We start from the raw sequence: 22,126 nt of genomic DNA on the forward strand, positions 1-22,126 counted from the left end.
GGAAGGCGGGGTAGGGGATGGCAGCACGGCGCAAGAGCAAGAAGGAGGCGGAGGGCACGGCCGCGAACGTCGGCTACGAGGCCCAGCTCTGGCAGATGGCCGATGCGCTCCGCGGCAGCATGGACGCCGCCGAGTACAAGCACGTCGTCCTCGGCCTGATCTTCCTCAAGTACATCTCCGACGCCTTCGAGGAGCAGCACGCGAAGCTCGTCGCTGACAAGAAGAGCGGCGCTGACCCCGAGGACCCGGACGAGTACCGCGCCCAGAGCATCTTCTGGGTCCCGCCCGAGGCGCGCTGGACGCACCTGAAGGCGCAGGCGAAGCAGCCCACCATCGGCCAGCTCGTGGACGACGCGATGGCCGGCATCGAGCGCGACAACCCGGCGCTCAAGGGCGTGCTGCCCAAGGACTACGCCCGCCCCGCGCTCGACAAGACGCGCCTCGGCCAGCTCATCGATCTCATCAGCAACATCAAGGTCGGCGACGAGGCCGCCCGCGCCAAGGACGTGCTCGGCCGCGTCTACGAGTACTTCCTCTCGCAGTTCGCGAGCGCCGAGGGCAAGAAGGGCGGCGAGTTCTACACGCCGCGCTGCGTGGTCAAGCTGCTGGTCGAGATGCTCGAGCCCTACCGCGGCCGCGTCTACGACCCCTGCTGCGGCTCCTCGGGCATGTTCGTGCAGTCGGTGGAGTTCATCCGCGCCCACGCGAACGGCAACGGGAACGGTGGCAAGGCCAGGACCGACATCTCGATCTACGGCCAGGAGTCGAACTACACGACCTGGCGCCTCGCCAAGATGAACCTCGCCATCCGTGGCATCGACGGCCAGATCGCCCACGGCGACACCTTCTACGCCGACCGCCACCCCGACCTCAAGGCCGACTTCATCCTCGCCAATCCACCCTTCAACATCTCCGACTGGGGCGGCGAGCGCTTAGGCCAAGACAAGCGCTGGCAGTACGGCGCCCCGCCCAAGGGCAACGCCAACTTCGCCTGGGTGCAGCACATCGTCCACCACCTCGCGCCCGCGGGCGTGGCCGGCTTCGTGCTCGCCAACGGCTCGATGTCGTCCAACCAGTCCGGCGAGGGCGAGATCCGAAGGAGCCTCGTCGAGGCCGACCTCGTGGACTGCATGGTGGCGCTGCCGGGCCAGCTCTTCTATTCGACGCAGATCCCGGCCTGCCTGTGGTTCCTCGCGCGCGACCGCAGGAACGGCAAGTTCCGCAACCGCCGCGGCCAGGTGCTTTTCATCGACGCCCGCAAGCTCGGCCGCATGGTGGACCGCACCCACCGCGAGCTGACCGACGAGGACATCGCCCGCATCGCCGACACCTACCACGCCTGGCGCGGCGAAAAGGAGGCGGGCGAGTACGCCGACGTGCCCGGCTTCTGCAAGAGCGCGGTGCTGGAGGAGGTTCGCAAGCACGGACACGTGCTCACCCCCGGACGCTACGTCGGCGCCGAGGCGCAGGGGGACGACGGCGAGCCGTTCGACGAAAAGATGAAGCGCCTCACCGCGACGCTGCGCGAGCAGCAGGCCGAGGCCGCAAAGCTCGATGCCGCCATCGCCGCCAACCTGAAGGAGCTTGGGTATGGCGGGTAAGCGGCTTGCGGACGCTTGTATTGTCGTGATGGGGCAATCGCCCCCGGGCGAGTCCTGCAACACCGATGGAGTCGGGGTGCCGCTCCTCAATGGACCAACTGAGTACGGGCCGGACCACCCAGCTCCCGTTCAGTTCACGACCGATGCGCGGAAGCGTGCCAAACCAGGCGATTTGCTCTTCTGCGTTCGCGGTTCGACCACGGGTCGCATGAATTGGGCCGATCAGGAGTACGCAATAGGTCGAGGCATCGCAGCGGTAAGACACAAGAATGACCCCCGCCTTCAGCCCTTCGTCCGGGCAGCAATTGAGTATTCCTTGCCCGGCCTACTCGCTCAAGCCACTGGGTCGACGTTCCCAAACGTCTCGGCCGATCAGCTCTCGGGACTCTGGTGGCCGCCACTCAATGTCGGCGAGCAACGCGCCATCGCGCACATCCTCGGCACGCTGGATGACAAGATCGAGCTGAACCGGCGGATGAGCGAGACGCTGGAGGCGATGGCGCGGGCGCTCTTCAAGTCGTGGTTCGTGGACTTCGACCCCGTCCGCGCCAAGGCCGAAGGCCGCGATCCCGGCCTCCCCCAGCCCCTCGCCGACCTCTTCCCCGCCCGCCTCGTCGAGTCTGAACTCGGCGAGATCCCCGAGGGGTGGGAGGTGAAGAGCCTCGACGAGATCGCACGCTTCCTCAATGGACTGGCCTTGCAGAAATATCCGCCGGTTGGTGATCGGTCGCTGCCGGTGATCAAGATTGCCCAGCTCCGCGCGGGCAACACCACTGGCTCAGATCGCGCCAGCGCGGATCTGGACCCGGACTACATCGTGAAGGACGGCGAAATCCTCTTCTCGTGGTCCGGATCCCTTGAGTCCGTGTTGTGGGCGGGAGGTGAGGGCGCGCTGAACCAACACCTGTTCAAGGTCACATCGGCGACGTACCCGCGCTGGCTCTGCTACCTCGGAGTGCACGCGCATCTTGACGACTTCCGTCACATCGCCGCAGGTAAGGCGACCACGATGGGCCATATCCAGCGTCACCACCTATCTGACGCCAAGCTCGCGGTGCCGCCTGCGCAACTCCTGGGAGCAATGAGTGAGCACCTCGCGCCAATGATCGAATCGCTTTGGCGGCGCAAAGTCGACTCTCGCACCCTCGCCGCCCTGCGCGACACACTGCTGCCCAAGCTCATCTCCGGCGAGCTGCGAGTGAACAACCCAGAGCGGGTCGCCGGGATAGGCGCAGAATGAAGCGTGAGGCGAAACTGCTCCTGGCCAAGGCGAGCGACTCGCTGGTCCTGGCCATCGAGATTTTCAACCGCCCTCATGATCGGGGTCGAGTCAGCAGCACACTGATCCAGCTCGATCATGGCTTCGAGATGCTGATGAAGGCCGCGATCCTGCACCGAGGAGGACGCATCCGTGAGAAGCGGGCCAAGGAGACAATCGGCTTCGACGCCTGCGTACGACGGTCGCTCAGCGACGGCAAGATCAGGTACCTGACCGAGGAGCAGGCCCTCGTACTTCAGACGCTCAACGGCCTGCGCGATGCCGCACAGCATCACTTGCTCGATATCTCCGAAGGTCAGCTCTACGTGCACGTGCAGTCGGGCGTCACGCTGTTCCGTGACCTCTTGAAGAACGTGTTCGACCAGGACTTTGCAGGCGAATTGCCGGCACGCGTGCTCCCGGTCTCGACGGCGCCCCCCACGGACCTAGCGACCCTGTTTGAATCCGAGGTTGCCGAGATCAAGAAGCTCTTGAAGCCAGGTCGACGTCGTCACGTTGAAGCCTTGGCCCGACTTCGTCCGCTGGCGATCCTGGACGCGACGATCCAGGGCGAGAAGGGCCAGCCCAGCGATGGAGACCTACGACGGATCGGCAAAGAGGTTTTGCAGGGTCGCGCATGGGAAAAGGTGTTCCGCGGTGCAGTGGCGGTTGAGATCGCGGCGGATGGCACGGGACCGAGCCTGTCTCTGCGATTGTCGAAGAAGGAGGGCATTCCCATTCAGCTGGTGGCCGAGGGAACCCCAGGTGCGTCGGTCGTCGCCGTAAAGCGCGTCGATGAACTGGGGTTCTACAGTCTCGGCGCGAAGCAGCTCGCCGAGAAGGTTGGATTGACGATGCCGAAGGCGGTCGCGGTGGTTGATTATCTCGGTCTTCGCGACAAGGCTGAGTGCTACAAGGAAATCAAGATCGGCAAGGCTGTGTTCAAGCGCTATTCCCCGAGGGCCATCGACGAGGTCAAGCAAGCACTGCAGCATGAGAGCGCCGATAAGATCTGGGCGAAGCGCAATGGAGGTGGCCGCAAGCAATGAGCGGGCACTTCACCGAATCAACCGTCGAGCAGGCCGCCCTCGCCTGGCTGGAGGCCGGCGGCTGGCAGGTCGCCCACGGCCCCGTCATCGCCCCCGACATGCCCGCCGCCGAGCGCGCCGACTACGGCGAGGTGGTCCTCGCCCACCGGCTGCGCGACGCGCTCACGCGCCTCAATCCCGACCTCCCTACCGAAGCGCTGGAGGACGCCTTCCGCAGACTGTCGCGTCCCGAAGGCGCGGAGCTGATCCAGCGCAACCGGGCACTGCACCGGCTGCTGGTGGACGGTGTGACGGTCGAGTACCGCGACGCCGACGGTGCGATCCGTGGCGCGCAGGCGCGCGTGATCGGATTCGAGGACGTACAGGCCAACGACTGGCTGGCGGTCAACCAGTTCACGGTGGTCGAGAACAGGCACACGCGCCGACCGGACGTCGTGCTGTTCGTCAACGGCCTGCCACTCGCGGTGCTGGAGCTCAAGAACGCCGCCAGCGAGGATGCCACGATCTGGACCGCCTTCCAGCAGCTTCAGACCTACAAGTCCGAGCTGCCGGCACTCTTCGCGACCAACGCCGTGCTGGTCGTGTCGGACGGTGTCGAAGCCCGCGTCGGGACGCTCTCGGCCGGTCAGGAGTGGTTCAAGCCCTGGCGCACGATATCGGGCGAGGCGGTGGCCGACGCGCACGTGCCCGAGCTCCAGGTCGTGATCGAGGGGTTGCTGGCGCCGCGGCGCTTCCTGGATCTGGTGCGTGACTTCATCGTGTTCGAGGACGACGGCGGCCGCGTCGTCAAGAAGATGGCGGGCTACCACCAGTTCCACGCCGTGCAGGTGGCGGTGGGCGAGACGCTGCGGGCCGCCGAGCTGGCGCGCGCGGATCACGTGGCCGAGGGCGGCGGGCGCTACGAGGCGGGGCGCAGGCCGGGCGGCAAGCCCGGCGACCGGCGCGTCGGCGTGGTCTGGCACACCCAGGGCTCGGGAAAGAGCCTGACCATGGCCTTCTACGCCGGCCGCATCGTTCGCGAGCCGGCGATGGAGAACCCGACGATCGTGGTGCTCACCGATCGCAACGACCTCGACGACCAGCTCTTCGGCACCTTCTCACGCTGCCAGGACCTGCTGCGACAGCCGCCGGTGCAGGCCGAGAGCCGCGCGCATCTGCGCGAGCTGCTCGCGGTGCAGGCGGGCGGCGTGGTCTTCACGACCATCCACAAGTTCTTCCCCGAGGAGAAAGGCGACCGGCACCCGACACTCTCGGAGCGCCGCAACATCGTGGTGATCGCCGACGAGGCGCACCGCAGTCAGTACGACTTCATCGACGGCTACGCGCGCCACATGCGCGATGCCCTACCGCACGCCTCGTTCATCGGCTTCACCGGCACGCCGATCGAGCTGCAGGACGCCAACACGCGCGCCGTGTTCGGCGGCTACATCAGCGTCTACGACATCCAGCGTGCGGTGGAGGACGGCGCCACGGTGCCGATCTACTACGAGAGCCGGCTTGCGAAGCTGGCGCTCGATGAGGCGGAACGGCCGAGGATCGACCCCGACTTCGAGGAAGCCACCGAGGGCGAGGAGGTCGAGCGCAAGGAGAAGCTCAAGACCAAGTGGGCGCAGCTCGAAGCCGTGGTGGGCTCACAGAAGCGGCTGGAGATCGTGGCGCGCGACATCGTCGAGCACTTCGAGAAGCGGCTGGACGCGAGGGACGGCAAGGCCATGGTCGTGTGCATGAGCCGGCGCATCTGCGTCGAGCTGTACGACGAGATCGTCAAGCTGCGGCCCGATTGGGCGGGCGACGAGGACGGCGTTTCCGATGAGCGGGGCGCCATCAAGGTCGTCATGACCGGCTCGGCCTCCGATCCGGTCGAGTGGCAGAAGCACATCCGCAACAAGCCCCGGCGCGAGGCGCTGGCCAACCGTTTCCGCGACCCCGCGGATCCGCTGCGCATGGTGCTCGTGCGCGACATGTGGCTCACCGGCTTCGACGCGCCGAGCCTGCACACGATGTACGTGGACAAGCCGATGCGCGGGCATGGGCTGATGCAGGCGATCGCGCGCGTCAACCGGGTGTTCGAGCGCAAGCTCGGCGGGCTCGTCGTGGACTATCTGGGGCTGGCGCACGAGCTGAAGCGGGCGCTCGCGACCTACACCGAGAGTGGCGGCACCGGGCGCACGGCCCTCGACCAGGACGAAGCCGTGGCCGTGATGCTGGAGAAGTACGAGGTCTGCTGCGGGCTCTTCCACGGCTTCGACCGTGGCAAGTGGACCACCGGCACACCGCAGGAGCGGCTCGGCCTGCTGCCGCCGGCCCAGGAGCACATCCTCGCCCAGGAGAACGGCAAGGACCGCTGCCTGCGTGCCGTCCGTGAGCTGTCGCAGGCCTTCGCGCTGGCGGTGCCGCACGAGGAGGCGCTGCGCATCCGCGACGACGTGTCGTTCTTCCAGGCCGTGGCTGCCGTGCTCGCCAAGCGCGCGCCCGGCGAGGCCCGGCCGGAGGAGGACCTCGATCACGCGGTCCGCCAGATCATCTCCCGCGCGGTGGCCCCCGAAGGCGTCGTGGACATCTTCGCCGCGGCCGGGCTCGAGAAGCCCGAGATCTCGATCCTGTCGGACGAGTTCCTCGCCGAGGTGCGCGGCATGCCGCAGCGCAACCTGGCGGTCGAGCTGCTGCAGAAGCTGCTCAAGGGAGAGCTGGCCACGCGGCGACGAAAGAACGTCGTCCAGGCCCGTTCCTTCGCCGAGATGCTGGAGCAGACCATCCGGCGCTACCAGAACCGCGCGATCGAGGCGGCGCAGGTGATCGAGGAGCTGATCCAGCTCGCGAAGGATATGCGGGCGGCGAACGCGCGCGGCGAGACGCTCGGTCTCTCGGAAGACGAGCTCGCCTTCTACGACGCCCTGGAGACGAACGACAGCGCGGTGAAGGTGCTCGGCGACGAGACCCTGCGCGGCATCGCCCGCGAGCTGGTCGAGACCGTGCGGAACAATGTGACCATCGACTGGACGCTGCGGGAGAACGTGCGTGCCCAGCTCCGGGTGCTCGTCAAGCGCATCCTCCGCAAGCACGGATACCCGCCGGACAAGCAGGAGAAGGCAACGCAGACCGTGCTCGAGCAGGCGGCGTTGCTGTCCGAAGTCTGGGCCACGGCGTGAGCTCGTGGGCATGATCGAGCGGGGCGTGCGCTACGACGCGGAGCGCGCCCTGGAGCTGCTCCGCCTGGGATCGGGGCGGCGCGATGCCGTGTTCCGCGAAGGGCAGGGGGAGGCGATCCGTCACATTGTCGAAGGCGCCGGGCGGCTGCTCGTGGTGCAGAAGACGGGCTGGGGGAAGAGCTTCGTCTACTTTATCGCGACGAAGCTGCTGCGTGAAGCTGGTCTGGGCCCTGCGATCCTCATCTCGCCGCTGCTGGCCCTGATGCGCAACCAGATCCTCGCCGCCGAGCGCATGGGCGTACGCGCCCGGACCATCCACTCCGGCAATCAGGAGGAATGGGAGGAGGTCGAGCGCGCGATCCGGCGCGACGAAGTGGACATCCTGCTCGTCTCTCCCGAGCGGCTCGCCAACGAGCGCTTCCGCGAAGAGGTCTTGGCGCAGGTCGCCGATCGGGTTGCCCTGCTCGTGATCGACGAGGCCCACTGCATCTCCGATTGGGGGCACGACTTCCGCCCGCACTACCGGCTGCTCGAGCGCATCGTGGGCACCCTCCCGTCGAGCCTGCGGCTGCTCGCGACGACCGCCACCGCGAACGACCGGGTGATGGAGGATCTGGCGGCCGTGCTCGGGCCCGACCTGGCGATCTCTCGGGGAGACCTTCAGCGCCCCTCGCTTGCGCTCCAGACGATCCGCCTGCCGAGCCAGGCCGAGCGTCTGGCCTGGCTCGCGGAGCACGTGCCGGCGCTTCCGGGCAACGGCGTCATCTACACGCTGACTGTTCGCGACGCGGGGCAGGTGGCCGCATGGCTCCGGTCGCGCGGGATCGATGTCGAGGCATACACCGGCGACACGGGCGATCGCCGTGCCGAGCTCGAGCAGGCGCTCCTCGAGAACCGCGTGAAGGCGCTGGTGGCGACGACTGCGCTGGGCATGGGATTCGACAAGCCTGACCTGGCTTTCGTCATCCACTACCAGACGCCGGGCTCGGTGGTGGCCTACTACCAGCAGGTGGGCCGCGCGGGCCGCGCACTCGATGCGGCCTACGGCGTGCTGCTGTCCGGCGAGGAGGAGACCGACATCACCGACTACTTCATCGAGAGCGCGTTCCCCACGCCCGAAGAGGTCGGTGCGGTGCTCGAGGCACTCGAGGCGGCGCCGCAGGGTCTTTCGGTGCGGGAGCTGATGGGCGAGGTCAATGTCAGCTTTGGGCGGATCCAGAAGACCATCGACCTGCTCTCGCTGGAGTCGCCCGCCCCGATCGCCAAGCAGGGCGCGAAGTGGCAGCTCACCGCCGCGAACCTGAGCGATGCCTTCTGGGCGCGCGCCGAGCGGCTCACGGCGCTGCGACGGGCGGAGCAGGGCCACATGCAGGAGTACGTGACCCTGGGTTCTGGGCACATGGAGTTCTTGATCCGGGCGCTCGACGGACCGCCCGGCGAGCTCTCACAGCCGGTTCTGCCGCCCCTGCCAACCACGGTAGATCCGGGGCTCGTCCGCGATGCGATCGAGTTCCTGCGACGTACGAGCCTGCCCATCGAGCCGCGGAAGCAGTGGCCGGCCGGAGGTCTGCCGCGCTACGGCGTCTCCGGTCGCATCCCGAAGGAGCTCCAGGCCCAGCCGGGCAAGGCGCTCTGCGTGTGGGGCGATGCCGGCTGGGGGGCCTCGGTCCGGCTCGGGAAGTATCATGACGGTCGGTTCTCGGATGATCTCGTTGAGGCTTGTCGGCAGCTCGTCGAGCAATGGGGCCCGGACCCGGCCCCGACGTGGGTGACTTGCGTGGCCTCACGGCGCCACCCTGACCTCGTGCCGGATTTCGCGCGACGGCTCGCCGGTGCACTCGGGTTTGCGTTCGAGTCGGTCCTGGTGAGGACGGATGACCGCCCGGAGCAGAAAACCATGGCCAACAGCACCCAGCAGGCACGGAACGTTGATGGGTCACTGGAGGTTCGCGGCCGGGTGCGGGGCGAGCCCGTGCTGCTGGTAGACGACATGGTGGATTCGCGGTGGACCCTCACCGTGGCCGCCTGGCTGCTGCGCTCGCATGAGAGCGGCGTGGTCTGGCCGCTTGCCCTGGCCCAGACGGGATCGGGCTCCAATGACTGACGCGCTCTCGCCGAACACGAAGGCGATCTTGCTGCTGACGGCCCCGTTGATCACCGGGCGCAGCAAGAAGTCCAGCGATCTCCTCACACCGGGCGAGTACAAGAAGCTCGCCAAGCACCTGCTCGAGCTGGGAGCGAAGCCCGCCGATTTTCTGGCCCCTGCAGCCGACCAGCTCCTCGGCGATTGCCACCGCGTGATCGACAAGGCCCGACTCGAGCGCCTGCTGGCCCGGGGCTTCCTCCTGAGCCAGGCTGTCGAACGCTGGCATGCCCGGGCGATCTGGGTGGTGAGCCGGGCCGACGGCACGTACCCACAGAGACTGAAGGCGCGTCTGCGCGAGAATGCTCCGGCCGTTCTCTACGGCTGCGGAGACAGGAAGCTCCTGGAGAGCGGTGGTCTGGCTGTCGTGGGCTCGCGCAACGTCGACGACGCACTGATCGAGTACACGCAGGAGATCGGCCGGCTCGCGGCGTCGGCCGGGCGAACGCTGGTTTCCGGGGGCGCCCGGGGCATCGACCAGGCGGCCATGCGCGGTGCCCTGGAAACGGGCGGCAGGGTGACGGGCGTGCTCGCGGACAGCCTCGAGAAGACAGCCATGCAGCGAGAACACCGGAATATGCTGCTGGAGGATCAGCTCGTCCTGGTCTCTCCCTATGACCCGAGTGCGGGGTTCAACGTCGGCCATGCGATGCAACGCAACAAGCTGATCTACGCCCTGGCCGATGCCGCTCTGGTCGTGAGCGCAGACCGCGGCAAGGGCGGCACGTGGGCCGGTGCGATCGAGCAGCTCGAGACGCTGCACCTGGTGCCCGTCTTCGTGCGCACGACAGCGGGATCCTCCGCCGGGCTCGATGCGCTTGCTGAGAAGGGGGCGCTGGCTTGGCCGGAGCCGGTCGATGCCGATGGTCTGGCCGCCGCGATCGCGACGCCAGCCCCCGAGCACAGGCCTCCGGCGGACCAGGGGCAGCTCTCCTTCCCGCCGCCTCGGGATGGCGCGGGGGAGGTCCGAGAAGCGGGGACTCCCGCTTCCGTGTCTCCAGCGAGCTTTCCTCCAGCGGACCAACGCGAGCTCTTGGCTGCCGATGAGCTGTTCTCGACTGTGCGTTCGCTGGTCGTTCGGCTCGTGCGCGGACCCACGAAGGCAGCCGAGATCGCCCGCGGCCTGGGAGTCACCGGACCTCAGGCCCAGAAATGGCTGAAGCGTCTCGTGGAGGAAGGTGTGCTGGAGAAGAACAAGAAGGATGCGCGCTATTCGATCTCCCAGGCGCGTCTGTTCGAATCCGAGGGTGCGCGCGAGCCGGCCGCCAAGACCAAGCCTGCAGGAACAGGGGAGTGAAGTCCGACACCACCGAGCCAGGCCTCGAGCGGTCGTTGCCGACCGGGAAGCGCAGGCGGGCAGGGGAGCGGCCCGCGCTGGCCTCCTTTCAGCGGCGAGCGGTCGCTCGAAGCCAACGAATCGCCTTGGCGACCGTCTTGTCGGTGACGCCGAGCCGGGCGGCGATCACCGGGTCGGTCAAGCCAAGCTCGCGCAGTTGAAGAGCTTTCGAGGCGATGGCCTGGTCGACGGGCGGCTCCGAGGTCGCGACCAGCGCCACCTCGAATGGCTGCGCCCCGGCGGTTCGAATGTAACTGCTCGCCGCGCCCCGTCTCGACGCTCGGTGGTGCGCGGAGCAGCCTGTGCGCTCGATGGCGGTGGGATCAGCCGAGGTCGCTGGGCAGCGTGACGGTGCCAGGCGTGGCGATGGCGCGGCGCGTGGCCTCGGCGAGATAGGCGGCGGGCTCGAGGCCAGCGAGCTTGGCCGACTCGAGCAGCGAGTAGAAGAGCGCCGCCACCTGGGTCCCGCGCAGGGACTTCGAGCCGTAGTGGTTCTTGCGCCCGACGACGAGGCCTCGCAGCGCGCGCTCGGTGGCGTTGTTGTCGAGCGGGATGGCCGGGTCGTCGAGGAAGCGCACGAGCCCGGGCCACAAGCCGTCGGCGTAGGCGATGGCCCGGCCGAGCCCGGACTGGGGCAGCACGCGCTGCGCGAGCATCCAGGCGCGGAGCTCTGCGACGAGCGGCGCCGAGCGCTCGCGGCGAAGGCGCGCGAGGTACGCAGCGGGATCGTCGACCGTGGCCTTCTTCGCACAGGCCTCGACGTCGTAGAGCCGCCCGATCAGATCGAGGGCCTCGCCGGCCTGCGGGAAGGCGGGCTCGCACTCGAGGAGCTTCCTCCTCACGTGCGCCCAGCAGTGGGCGAGCGTGAAGCGGGCGGCCTCGGGCCCGTCGCGCATCTTGGCGAGCGTCGCGTAGCCGCTATAGCCGTCGCATACGACCACACCCGCGTAGTCGCGCAGGATCGCGCCCGCAGCCTGGGCGGAGCGCGAGGGGTCGATGCGATAGAAGACGCTGTCCGGGGCGGTGATCGACCAGGCATACCAGCGTTTGCCGCCGCCGCGCTCGAGCAGCGGCCAGACCGTCTCGTCGGCCCCGACGACCGGCGCCGCAAGGACGTGCCCGTGCAGGGCCTCGTAGGTCGGGGCGAGGTGGTGGTGGAGGGCGAGGAGCTGGTCGAAGAGGGTCTGGGTCTCGACCGTGAGCCCGCCGCGCGCCATCTGGCGCACCTGGCGGGCGAGCGGGAGATGGTCGGCGTACTTGGCAACGGCCACCGCGACGGCGAAGTCGACCGAGTAGCGGCCACCGGGCCGGAGCTTGGGCGCCCCGAGGGCGGTCTCGACGCACCCGCCGCAGCGGCAGCGGTACTTCTGGCGCCGGTGGCGGACGATCCGGAAGCTGCGCTCGACGACGTCGACCTCCTCGCTCTCCTCGTACTGGCCCGCCATCTCCGTGAGGGCGCCCCCGCAGGCGGTGCAGGCCTGGTCGGCCGGGTCGAGGGTGTGGAGGACCTCGACGAGCGGGAGCTTGGGCTGGGGGCGCGGGCCGTGGCCGCGGCGCGCTGCGGGCGGCGGAGGCGGCGGGGGTGCGTCGGGCGCCGGTGCGTCCGCCGCGGGGCGCTGCTCGGCGGAGCGGCCGAAGAGCTTGCGCTGCATCTGTGCGAGCTGCGTGCGCAGCGCCTCGAGCTCGAGCTGGAGCGCCACGCTGGCGTCCTTGCCCTCGAGCGCGGCGAGGCGCGCTACGAGTGTGGCGATGCGCTGGTGAAGCTTCGTGTTCTCCTGCTGCTGCAGGAGCGCCACCTGGCGCAGCACGTCGAGACGCGACTCGGTGGCGAGATCGATCACGGCGGCGACTTACACCGATCTACGTCTCTCCGCAAGGGGCTGCGGCCGAATCGTGCGCGGCGAGAGGGCAACCCGCCCGATCATGCGGCTGCCCTCGAGATAGAGCGCGAGCTCGCTCATCGTAAGCTCGAGTGCGATCCCGTCCGCACGTTCCCACGGCGCCGCGAAGCGGCCCGCCTCGAGCCGCTTGTGGTAGAGGCAAAGACCCGTGCCGTCGTAATGGAGAACCTTCGCGCGCGTGCGCGTCTTGCTCGTGAAGAGGAAACACTCGCCCGAGAGGGGATCGCGCCCGAGCGCCGAGGCGACCAGCGCCGAGAGCCCATCGAAGCCCTTGCGCAGGTCCGCCGGCGCCGCGTAGGCGAACACCCGCAGTGCCCGCGTGCTCCCGATCGAGCGAGCGCCCGCACCACCTCGAGCGCCTCGCCGAGCGAGAGGCCCTCGACCCGATGCCCCGCACGGGTGACCACCGAGAGTTCGTGCGACGGCTGCGGCGGCGCCACGACCCGCACGCGGCGCAGCGTCGAGACCTGCGCGTCGCGCCGGCGCCAGCGCGTCAGCGCGCTCTTCGAGAGCCCGAGCGTCGCTGTGATCTCGGCCCACGGCCGCCCCACGCCGCGCGCCTCGGCCACATAGCGCAACACCTCCCGGCGCACCGCGTCCGGGATCCGCTGCCGCACGCCCCGTCGTCCGAGCGACCGCACCGCCGCCCGTGCTCGCCTCGCGCTCGTCTCCATCTCATGCCCTCCTCGTGCCCCGCATCCTCCACGCGCAGGGCGCCGAGCTCAAGACGGGGGACGGCGAGCAGTTACGACCGAAGCGGCCCCGCAACGACGACGATGCCAACCCGCATCGATCCGGCGGCGTGTCGCTCGGGAGCCACGTGTGCGGGACGGACAGCAGGTGTTCGTGAGCCGGGCCGCGCGCGGCCGTGAGGGCCGGATCGGGGTCGCTCCCGCGCCGTCTAGCGCCTCCGCCGACGCAGCGCCAGCGCGAACAAGGCGGCTGCGCCGAGCGCCTGCGGCGTCGGTTCGGGCGTCGGGATCACCGTGTTCGTGCCCGACCATCGATAGTCCGCGTCGCCGAGGCCGCCGCCGGACACGTGGACCCAGAGCCCCCCGCTCGCGCTCGAGCTGCTCTCCCCGTCCGCCGCGAAGAGCTCGAGCGTCGCGCTCACCTGCCCCGCGACGTCGATCTCGTAGCTCCGGGCGGCGAGCTCCTCGAGCGTGAAGGTGCGCGTGACCGTTCCCTCGCCCGCCGATCCCGCCGGACACCAGCCCGAGGGGGCGGCGTCGGTGGAAACGCTCGCGGCGCAGGTCTCGCTGAAGGGCTCGATCTGCACCTGCCCGGAGGCCTTGGCGACCGTCCCGCCGAGAAGGACAGCGAGATCCGCCGCGATGCCCGCCGTCACGGTCACGGGACCGCTGGGAAAGGGATGCGGCGGTCCGAGGCGGATCGTCTCTTCGATGCGTGCCGTCGCGCTGTGGCTGATCGGAGCGAAGGGCGGAATCCCGACCGACTCCGCATGAGCGGAGAGCGCACCGTCACCCCACGCGCTGGCCGTGTAGCTCTCGTGCGACGCGCTGGGCTCGAGCGGATTCAGGTAGCTGGCGGAGAGGGCATCTATGGAAATGTCCGATGTCGCCTGCTGGTCGCCTCCGGCATAGGCCGACAACGAGTAGTTGTAGGCATCAGCGCGCGCGGCGTGGAGCAGCAGGACCACGCCGGCCATGAGCCGTATCGCAATCGCTTCGTGCGTCGTCCGTGTCATCTGGGTTCCTCCAGGACCGCTTCCGCGGAGACCCGCAGTCCCGGTGAGCATTCGCCGTGAAGCGATGGGGCTAGCTAGGCCGAGGGCCTGCCGTCGGCGGCGAGCTCGAGCGTGGCGATGTCGATCTTGCGCATCTCCAGCATGGCTTGCATGGCGCGGCGAGCGCGGCCCTCGTCGGGGTCGGCCAGCAGCTCGGTCAGGCGCCGCGGAACGATCTGCCACGAGCAGCCCCAGCGGTCCTTGAGCCAGCCGCAGGCGCTCTCCTGGCCGCCGTTGGCGATCAGTGCCGTCCAGAGCCGGTCGGTCTCGGCCTGGTCGGCGGTCTCGATCTGGAACGACACCGCCTCGGTGAACGGGAACTGCGGTCCGCCGTTGAGCCCGACGAACTTCTGTCCGGCCAGGGTGAAGTCGACCAGGAGCGGGTAGCCCTCCGGGCCGGAGGGCGTGGCGGCCGGCGAACGCAGGACCCTGTCGACCCGCGAATCGGGCAGCAGAGCCACGTAGAAGCGGGCCGCCTCCTCGGCCTGGCCGTCGTACCAGAGGCAGGGGGTGATCTTGGACATGGGTCCCTCCCTTCGCTGCTGGGCGCAAGCGGATGGTCGCTCTCCGGGGTGATGACGAACGGGGGGGTACGGATTCGACCCGGCAGCGTTCGCCGGTGTCGGCGCGGACGTGCTACCGAGCCTCTCGTGGGGCCCGCGCCGAGGAGCCGCTCGATGAACCAGGGCAAGCCGCGATCCATCGTGGCAACGATCGTGGGTCTCGTGGCCCTGGGCGCCGGGCTGGCCGCCTTCCTGGTTCCCCTCCGGCACGCGGGTCCCTACGGAATCCCCGGGCTCGGCCTGGTGGGCGGGCTCCTGTGCTTCGTGATCTCCGGAGCGCTGCTCGCGCGCGGCGCGCCGGCGCCCGCCCGGGTCACCGCCCTGGTGGCGTCCCCGTTCGTCCTGTTCCTGGCGCTCTACGGCGCCCTCGCGGAGCTCGAGGAGGTCGTCGTCCTCTACAGCGGGGACGCCGAGCTGCGCTTGTGGGTCGTCGATGCCGACGGGGTCCCGTGGGTCTCGATGGCGCGCGCCAAGGCGGAGCGGCACGCGCTCGACGGCGCAAGGCTCGAGCTGCTGCGCGGCGGCGTGACGCGTTGCGTGGTCCCTCGGATCGTCGACGATCCGGTGGCGAACCGGCGCACCTTCGATCTGCGGCAGGAGAAGTATGCGATCCAGCGGCTGGGAGGCGTTCTCGGCATGTTCGGCGACGGACCCGGCCGCGACACGATCACGTTGCGCCTCGATCCTTGCGGGTGAGCAGCCCGGAGCATCGCAGCGACGATCGGCCCATGGCCCTCGGGCGTCCGCCTGCCGCCCTCAGTCGGCTTCGGTGACCGAGTCCTGGACCCGGGCAGTCCAGTCCTTGGTCTTGTTCATCGCGTCGGAGAGCGCAGCGTTGGCCGTGGCGGCGTCCCGCTTCGACTCCGCGAGGCGAGCCGCGACGAGCCGCGCCTTCGTCTCCTGCACGGGCAGGTCGATCTCGAGGTAGCCGACCCCCCGGCTCGCCTCGACGATGTCGGCCTCGGCATCCACGCTGGGCTCGGCGACCAGCTTGCCCTTCAGCTTCTCGAGCCTGGTGTGGGTGTCGGCCACCTCCACGCCGGTCACCTCCTTCACGTCGTCGAGCACGCCCATCACGGGAACGACGTCGTCCCCCTTGGCCTTCCTGGCCTTGTGACGGTGGAGCAGGTTGGCGAGCGCGGCGCGATAGCTCTGGCGCGGGCTCAGGCCGTCGAGAAGCAGCAGCGCGTGCTCGGTCTCGCGGGCCGCGGTCGCGAAGTCCGACGACGTCGCCATCGCCTTCTGCGCCGCGGCGATGTGATCCATGATGGCCTGTCCGGTCTTGCCATAGGAGACGCGCACGTCCTGGCTCATCGCCGAGACGGCGACGACATCCTCGGTCTCCGCGCGGGTGACACCGGGGAGCAAGGTGCCGGCGAGCGCCAGCGCCCCGGCGGCGGCGATCCAGATCCTGATCGGTTGCATGGGGGTCTCTCCTGTTGGTCGGGTCCGGAAGTCGGACATGGAGCGAAGGGAGCGAGTGTACGAAACTGGCGACGCAGCGCGGGCGGGCGCCGGGTGGGCTTCGAATGGGATGGCGTCGAATGACAGGACGGGCGGATCCGGGCCGCAGATCGCTTCTCGAACGCTACCGCGCGAAGCGCTTCGCCTGGCTGTTCTTCACCTTGCTGCTGGCGTTGGCTCTTCACCCCATCTTCGAGGCGGCGCTGCCCCGCCTGCATCCGATGGACTGGCTGCTGGGGCTCACCCTGGCGGTCGCGGTCGCCGGCGTGGAGCAGGGTCGCCACACCCGCGCGTTGCTGGTGCTCGCTGCCGGCTTCGTCGCGGCGCGGCTCCTGGACCCGCTGCTCGGAGACGCCCGCCTGCACTCGCTCAGTCAGCTCTGCTGGGCAGCGGCGAGCATGATCGCGGCGGCGCTCTGCGTCCGCCACGCCTTCCGCTCGCGCGGCGCCGGAACGGACGCCGAGCGGATCTTCGCCGCGCTCGACGCCTACCTGCTGGCCGGGCTTGCGTTCGGCAGCCTCTACTGGGTGCTCGAGCGCGAGCTGCCGGGCTCGTTCGGGCCGGCGCCGCTCGAGCTGACACCGCAGCTCGCGGTCTACGTGAGCCTGGCGACCATGAGCACGCTCGGACCCGGAAACGTCGTCGCGATGAACGGGCCCGCGCGCGGGCTCATGACCTTCGAAGCCGTCGCTGGCCAGATCTATCTAGCGGTGCTCGTGGCGCGGCTCGTGAGCCTGTACGGACAGCCGAAGGGGGGCCAGGCGGGTTGAGGGCGCCGGCGCACCGCGCCGCAGCCGGCCGATCCCGGGACGTAGCTGGTCCAGCCCGGCGTCGCGTCACCGATCACGAGCTGCGTGATCGGCGCGGCGTCCGTCCGCGAGATCCGCCGGAAGATCCGGCGAGTCGACGCATTGTCGGATACGGAACACAGGCCCACGTCCATCGCCTTGGCAAGCTCACGCCTCTGGCCGCGCCGCTCGACTCCAAGGTCTCGAACGCCCTTGGCCGGTGAAGCGAGCGGCGTTGCTCGAGCACAGCACCATCCACCTCACGGGACGCGTCATTGTCGCGACGGAAGGAAGGGCCTGGAATGCAGGGTTGATCCCGTCACCCGACGAAAGGCCCGTGAAGGGTCGTCTCCCTCTCGGCTGCGAACGCGGCATGACGTCGGAACCCGGGCGGGGGGACCGGCGATCGCAGCTCGCGCAGCGCCAGGCGCCACCCTGTGGCCGGGAAGCGCACGCCCCCCGAGGTGTCGTCACGAGGGGTGGAATTCCCGCGCTTTCCCCCGCCCGTTCCCGTATGATCCGGCCCGTGCTGCGAGATCCGCGTGCCCCCCCGGCCCGTGGAAGCGCGCCGGAGGGCCCCATGAAGCTGCGTCACGTCCTGCTCACCCCGTTCCTGCTCGTCCCGTTCGCCCTCGGGAGCACCTGCGAGCCGGCGATCGTCTCCGTGAGCCCCGGCGACGGAACGGTGATCGCGACGCCGAGCTTCCAGGTGCAGGTGGAGCTCGGATCGACCGCGGTACCCGCGACGCTGGAGGTGACGCTGAACGGCGTGCCGCTGGCCATGACCGGCGGGCCTCCGTCCTACGCCGCCACGCTGGTGCCGGGCGCGCCGCTGCTCGACGACAACCATCTCGCCGTCTCGGTGAATCTGACCAGCGGCGTGCGCTTCACGGAGAACCGGCACTTCGTCTACGCGCCGCCCAAGGCCCGCGCGCGCCGCATCACGTCCGAGAGCGAGCGGATCCGGGGCCCTCTCGGCCACAGCCGGATCGGCGACTGGCTGCTCGAGAACGACGTCGCGCGCTTCGCGGTCCAGGACGCCCCGCAGCGCGACCTGCACAGCGTCGGGCAGTACGGCGGCAACCTGATCGACGCCGAGCTCGTCGGCCGCGAGGACCGGGACGCCTTCTTCGAGGTGCAGCCGGCGATCAACGTCGAGACGGTCCTGAACGCCGAGTTCGTGGAGGTGGTGAACGACGGCCAGGACGGCACGGCGGCGATCCTGCGCGCCTGCGGTCCCGACGACCTGAACGACTACATCAACCCCTCGTCCCAGCTGTCCTCGCTCGGCCTCACGCTCCCCAACTTCCTGGCCGCCGCCGACGATCGCGACTACGACGTCGAGGCGTGCACCGAGTACCGGCTCGAGCCCGGCGACCGCCACGTGGCGATGGAGACGACCGTCACGAGCTACGAGCCGGTGCCGATCGTCCAGTACGTCGGGTACTACATCAACGGGATGGGCACGCTCGAGCAGTTCATCCGCGGCGGGCTCCCGCCGATGGGTCTCGGCGAGCCGCTGCTCAGCCCGATCACCGAGGTGCTCGGCTTCTTCGGCTACGACAGCAGCGAGGGCATCGACTACGGCCTCGTGCCGATCGCCTTCGCGGGCGGCCAGCCCTCGTCGAGCTCCTTCAGCACCTCGGGCGTCAGCTTCATGATGCACAGCCAGAACCTCGTCTTCGTGCTCGCGGCCGACGCCCCTGCCGTCTTCGCGGTCCCGGCCAACGGCTCGAAGTCGTTCCTCAGCTACTTCAGCGTGGGCGACGGCAGCGTCGCCAACAGCGTCGGCCTCGAGGCCGAGGTGAAGGGCCTCGCCACCGGCCGGATCGAGGGCTGCGTGACCGTGGCCGGCGCGCCGGCGCCCGGCGCACGGGTGGCGGTGGGGCCGCTCGCGAGCGGCCGCATCCGGACGCTCACGGCCCACTTCGTGACGGACGCGGCCGGTTGCTACGGCGGCCGCATCGAGGCCGGCACCTACGGGCTTGCCGGCGCCCGCGACGGCGTGCCCTACGAGGGCGGGGGGCTCGCCCCGACCTATCACACCGTGACGGTGCCCGCGGGCGGCACGGTCGTGCAGGACATCGCGCTGCCCGCCACGGGCCGCGTGCGCGTGGCGGTCGCCGACGAGAACGGCGCGCCGCTCCCGGCGCGCGTCAGCGTGGTCGGGGCGATCACCGTGACGAGCTCGTCGGATCCGCGCTACGGCACCTCGAACCCGAGCCCAGACCCGCTCTTCCTGCTCTCCGTGCTCAGCGCCAACGACACGCGCACGGGTATGTTCTACGACCAGACCGATCGGCCGACCCCGGGCTACGCGAAGGTCGCCTACGCCGACGCGAGCGGCGTCGCGGAGTTCGACCTCCAGCCCGGCAGCTACGAGGTCGTGGTCTCGCGCGGCGACGAGTATTCGGTCCACCGGCAGCCGGTCACGACCACGGCCGGGGTGACCACCACGGTGGACGCCCGGATCGCCCGCGTGCTGGACACGCCGGGCTTCGTGTCCGCCGACTTCCACGTGCACATGCTGAACAGCCCGGACGCGCGGGTGGCGCTCACGACGCGCGCGCTCTCCTTCGCGGCGGAGGGCGTGGAGAACCTGGTCGCCACCGACCACGACGCGATCACCGACCTCAACCCGACGATCGCTTCGATGGGGCTCGCGCCGTACCTGATCTCGACGATCGGCGAGGAGATCACCTCCTTCGACTACGGGCACTTCAACTCGTATCCGCAGGGCGTGGACCCGACGCGGGTGTCGAACGGCTCGACGGACTGGGGCGGGGCGGCGCCGATCGGCGAGGACTTCCCGAGCCTTGGCAACTACGTGCTCACGCCCGCCCAGATCGAGGCTGCCGCGCTCGCGAAGCCGCAGAACGCGGGGCTCGAGACGGTGGTCCAGGTCAACCACATCGGGAGCCACTTCGGCCCGCTGCAGATCGACACCGGCGTGACGCCGCCGCAGTCGTTCCTCCCCGATCCGACGATCTTCCGGCTCGATCCGTCGGTCGCGAACTTCTTCCATCCCTTCAAGGCGCTCGAGCTGTGGAACGGCAACCACAACTCGCACCAGAACCGCTTCCTGAACGAGTGGATCGGGATCTGGATGAACCTGCTCAACCAGGGCTACGCGACCACGGCGCTCGCGGCCACCGACACCCACACCGTGCTCAACCTCGACAGCGCCGGGGCGCGGAGCTGGACGGCCTCGTCCACGGACGATCCGCCCGCGATCCTGCCGGCGCAGGTCGGGCAGGCGGTGAAGACCCAGCGGCTGGTCGGCGGGCAGGGCCTGTACGTCCAGACCCGCCTCGTCGCCGGCCCGGCCACGGCGCACCTCGGGCTCGGGGGCGACACCCTGGTGACCACCAACACCGGCTCCGTGGATCTCGAGATCCGGGTCCAGGCCCCGGTCTGGGCGCCCTACGATCGGATCGAGATCTACCGCAACGCGCAGACCGCCGTCACCGGGACCACCGGCGGCACGCCGACCTCCTACAGCGCCATCCCGAGCCAGGTGCTGACGCTCGGCGGCGGCGACTTTGCTCGCGCCACGGTGAACGTGCACCCCTCCGTGCCAGGCGCCGAGCGCTACGAGACCAACCTCGTGGTCCCGCTCACCGGCCTCAGCGCGGACGAGTGGGTGGTGGTGGTCGCGCGCGGGACGGTCGGCAACTCGCCGCCGATGTTCCCGATCTACGGCGGCAACCTGAACGTCGGTGGCAACCTGACGCTCGCGAACCTCACCACGCTCGACCCGGCCGAGTCCGGGGTGCGCGCGCTCGGCTTCACGAACGCGCTGTACGTCGACGTCGACGGCAACGGCGTCTTCGATCCGCCGGGCGTCCAGGTCGCGCCCTGAGAGTTCGCTGCGCGCTCTGGGCCTTCGTTGCGCTCGCCACCGCGCTGGCCGGTGGGGCGTCGGGCGCGCCCCCGGCGGCGGGCGCGCCCCCGGCGGCGGGCGGCCACGAGCTGCTGTCCGCTGCCGAGGGCGCCTCCGTGGTCGTCGTGGGCCGCGTCGGGGCGCCCGGGCCGTTGGACCGCAACGGCTGGCGCGCGACGCTGGTGGTGGAGCGCACGCTCGTCGGGCCGCACGCGCCCGGCGAGCCCCTCGTGATTGCGTGGGAGGAGCTGGGCTCGCGGCGGCCGCCGCGCTTCGCGGACGGCGCGCGGGTCCTCGTGGCGCTCGAGCCGCTGCCGCCAGGCTCGCTGTGGACGAAGCGCTTCCCGCTGCGCGACGCCCTCGCGATCGCCGCGCGCGGCGAGGGCTTCCTGCGCGATCCCGACCCGGTGACCCTCGACGGTCTCGAGGCCTGGCTGCGACTACCCGGCGAGGAGCGCGGTGGGCCGCCGGGCGTCGAGGCGCTCGCGCGCCTGGCAGCGGGCGGGGAGCCGCGGGTCGCCAGCGCCGCCCTCGCGCGGCTCGACGGGACGCCGGGGCTCGCCGAGGCCACGGGCGGCGCGGCCGACGCGGCGCTCGCGCAGCTCGTGACGGACGGCGGGCGGCCGCTCGAGCTGCGCCGCGCCGCGATCGCGCTCGCCGGCCGGCGGAGCCTCGAGGCGCTCGTGCCGACCCTCGAGGCGATCGCGACAGCACCCTCTCCGCTGCAGGGTGACGCCCTCGACGCGCTCGGGCAGATGCGGGGTGGGCTCGCGCCCACCCACGTCGCGGAGCTCCTCCACGCCGCGGATCCTTCGGTGCGCGCGGCGGCCGTGCGCCGCTCGGGTCCGGCGATCGACGGCGGCCGGCTGCGCTCGCTCTTGCGCAACGACCCGGCCGGTGAGGTGCGGGCCGCCGCCGCCTTGACGCTGGCCGCGCGCGAGGCGTCCGGCGCCAGCGACGACCTCGTGCGGGCGCTCCGGGACGACGCGCCGCCGGTCCGTCAGGCTGCGATGCAGGCGCTCGCGATGCTCGGCCCGGGCGGGATCCCGGCCCTCCAGCGCGAGATCTGGGAGGCGGCGCCGGCGGACCCGTCCGCGAAGCCGGCCACGGCGGTCCTCACCCTCGGCCTGCTCGGCCCGGAAGGCGTCGCGGAGCTCGAGCGCATCGCTCACGAGCACCCGAGCCTTCAGGTCCGCCGGCTCGCGGAGCTCGCGCTCGGCCGCCTCCCCGAAGACCACTGAGGC

Annotated in this window: 17 protein-coding genes; 11 read left to right on the forward strand and 6 right to left on the reverse strand. The window is 70.1% G+C overall.

Annotation, left to right across the window (positions count from 1 at the left end; all coding sequences use genetic code 11):
- Positions 1-17: 17 nt before the first annotated feature.
- From OZ948_09145 to OZ948_09170, 6 genes are read left to right on the forward strand one after another with little or no spacing between them, the layout of a single operon-like run.
- Positions 18-1,601, forward strand: a complete 1,584-nt coding sequence (locus OZ948_09145; protein MEB2344894.1) for a class I SAM-dependent DNA methyltransferase — start codon at positions 18-20, stop codon at positions 1,599-1,601.
- Positions 1,591-2,841 (forward strand): restriction endonuclease subunit S, encoded by a 1,251-nt coding sequence (locus OZ948_09150; protein MEB2344895.1) that lies wholly within the window; start codon positions 1,591-1,593, stop codon positions 2,839-2,841. Before OZ948_09145 ends, OZ948_09150 begins: the two co-directional genes overlap by 11 nt.
- Complete coding sequence (locus OZ948_09155; GenBank protein MEB2344896.1) at positions 2,838-3,908, forward strand: hypothetical protein; 1,071 nt, start codon at positions 2,838-2,840, stop codon at positions 3,906-3,908. Before OZ948_09150 ends, OZ948_09155 begins: the two co-directional genes overlap by 4 nt.
- Positions 3,905-7,057 carry a type I restriction endonuclease subunit R gene (locus OZ948_09160; protein MEB2344897.1) on the forward strand — a complete coding sequence of 1,051 codons (3,153 nt, stop codon included), beginning with the start codon at positions 3,905-3,907 and terminating at the stop codon, positions 7,055-7,057. The genes OZ948_09155 and OZ948_09160 overlap by 4 nt, the downstream gene beginning before the upstream one ends.
- Positions 7,058-7,082: 25 nt before the next feature.
- Positions 7,083-9,161 (forward strand): DEAD/DEAH box helicase, encoded by a 2,079-nt coding sequence (locus OZ948_09165; GenBank protein MEB2344898.1) that lies wholly within the window; start codon positions 7,083-7,085, stop codon positions 9,159-9,161.
- Entirely contained in the window at positions 9,154-10,497 is a 1,344-nt protein-coding gene (locus tag OZ948_09170; protein MEB2344899.1) for a DNA-processing protein DprA, read from the forward strand. The genes OZ948_09165 and OZ948_09170 overlap by 8 nt, the downstream gene beginning before the upstream one ends.
- 88 nt (positions 10,498-10,585) lie before the next feature.
- Here OZ948_09170 and OZ948_09175 read toward each other — a convergent pair whose 3' ends face one another.
- The 3 genes from OZ948_09175 to tnpB all read right to left on the reverse strand — a co-directional run bounded on the left by OZ948_09175 (position 10,586) and on the right by tnpB (position 12,743).
- Positions 10,586-10,756 (reverse strand): hypothetical protein, encoded by a 171-nt coding sequence (locus OZ948_09175; GenBank protein MEB2344900.1) that lies wholly within the window; start codon positions 10,754-10,756, stop codon positions 10,586-10,588.
- A gap of 103 nt (positions 10,757-10,859) precedes the next feature.
- Entirely contained in the window at positions 10,860-12,377 is a 1,518-nt protein-coding gene (locus OZ948_09180; GenBank protein MEB2344901.1) for an IS66 family transposase, read from the reverse strand.
- A 9-nt stretch (positions 12,378-12,386) separates the two neighbouring features.
- The gene (gene tnpB, locus OZ948_09185; protein ID MEB2344902.1) at positions 12,387-12,743 is read right to left on the reverse strand and encodes an IS66 family insertion sequence element accessory protein TnpB; all 357 of its coding nucleotides are present in this window, start codon (positions 12,741-12,743) and stop codon (positions 12,387-12,389) included.
- 93 nt (positions 12,744-12,836) lie between these two features.
- Here tnpB and OZ948_09190 point away from each other — a divergent pair, with 93 nt between their 5' ends.
- The gene (locus tag OZ948_09190; GenBank protein ID MEB2344903.1) at positions 12,837-13,010 is read left to right on the forward strand and encodes a hypothetical protein; all 174 of its coding nucleotides are present in this window, start codon (positions 12,837-12,839) and stop codon (positions 13,008-13,010) included.
- A 328-nt stretch (positions 13,011-13,338) separates the two neighbouring features.
- Here the strand turns inward: OZ948_09190 and OZ948_09195 are convergent, their stop codons facing one another.
- Both OZ948_09195 and OZ948_09200 read right to left on the reverse strand, forming a co-directional pair.
- The gene (locus OZ948_09195) at positions 13,339-14,145 is read right to left on the reverse strand and encodes a hypothetical protein (GenBank protein ID MEB2344904.1); all 807 of its coding nucleotides are present in this window, start codon (positions 14,143-14,145) and stop codon (positions 13,339-13,341) included.
- A gap of 74 nt (positions 14,146-14,219) precedes the next feature.
- On the reverse strand, positions 14,220-14,708 hold the full coding sequence (locus OZ948_09200; protein ID MEB2344905.1) for a VOC family protein: 489 nt from the start codon (positions 14,706-14,708) through the stop codon (positions 14,220-14,222).
- 153 nt (positions 14,709-14,861) lie between these two features.
- On the opposite strand from OZ948_09200, the gene OZ948_09205 reads away from it, so the two are divergent.
- Positions 14,862-15,443: a hypothetical protein gene (locus OZ948_09205; protein MEB2344906.1), complete on the forward strand. Its 582-nt coding sequence runs from the start codon at positions 14,862-14,864 to the stop codon at positions 15,441-15,443.
- A gap of 60 nt (positions 15,444-15,503) precedes the next feature.
- Here the strand turns inward: OZ948_09205 and OZ948_09210 are convergent, their stop codons facing one another.
- Positions 15,504-16,172, reverse strand: coding sequence for a hypothetical protein (locus OZ948_09210; GenBank protein MEB2344907.1), 669 nt, complete (start codon positions 16,170-16,172; stop codon positions 15,504-15,506).
- Between the two features lie 119 nt (positions 16,173-16,291).
- Here OZ948_09210 and OZ948_09215 point away from each other — a divergent pair, with 119 nt between their 5' ends.
- From OZ948_09215 to OZ948_09225, 3 genes are all read left to right on the forward strand, one after another.
- Positions 16,292-16,981, forward strand: coding sequence for a hypothetical protein (locus OZ948_09215; GenBank protein MEB2344908.1), 690 nt, complete (start codon positions 16,292-16,294; stop codon positions 16,979-16,981).
- Between the two features lie 598 nt (positions 16,982-17,579).
- Positions 17,580-20,861, forward strand: a complete 3,282-nt coding sequence (locus OZ948_09220) for a hypothetical protein (protein ID MEB2344909.1) — start codon at positions 17,580-17,582, stop codon at positions 20,859-20,861.
- A 137-nt stretch (positions 20,862-20,998) separates the two neighbouring features.
- Complete coding sequence (locus tag OZ948_09225) at positions 20,999-22,123, forward strand: HEAT repeat domain-containing protein (GenBank protein MEB2344910.1); 1,125 nt, start codon at positions 20,999-21,001, stop codon at positions 22,121-22,123.
- Positions 22,124-22,126 lie beyond the last annotated feature (3 nt).

The organism is Deltaproteobacteria bacterium (genome assembly GCA_035063765.1).
GTDB lineage: Bacteria > Myxococcota_A > UBA9160 > UBA9160 > PR03 > CAADGG01.